Annotated in this window: 1 pseudogene; it reads right to left on the bottom strand. The window is 47.8% G+C overall.

What is annotated here, in order from left to right:
* Nucleotides 1-270, bottom strand: a pseudogene (sat, locus tag SB660_RS20835) (sulfate adenylyltransferase); the annotation flags it as partial.

Here is a 270-nt window from a genome sequence, read left to right as displayed (position 1 = left end):
CGACTGAATTCAGCAGGCGGCAGCACACCGTCTCTCAGCATACCTCTTACCTTAGTGCCTGATAAAATGACGTGATGCTCTCTGCCATGAGGGCATGTTTTCGCTGTTCCCATATTTCCGCATTTTTTACAGAAGAAGCTGTGCTCAAATTTCAGCGGCGTAATCCCGAGTTCTTCAGGTTTAAATGTGTCAAACAGCTCCTGTGCTTCGTATGTTCCGTAATAGTCACCTACACCTGCATGATCACGGCCGACGATGAAATGTGTGCAG

It is taken from the genome of Bacillus sp. SIMBA_005 (genome assembly GCF_046535585.1).
Lineage (GTDB): Bacteria > Bacillota > Bacilli > Bacillales > Bacillaceae > Bacillus > Bacillus pumilus.
The sequence above is the reverse complement of the archived record's forward strand: the minus strand, read 5'-3'. Positions and strand labels throughout refer to the sequence as shown.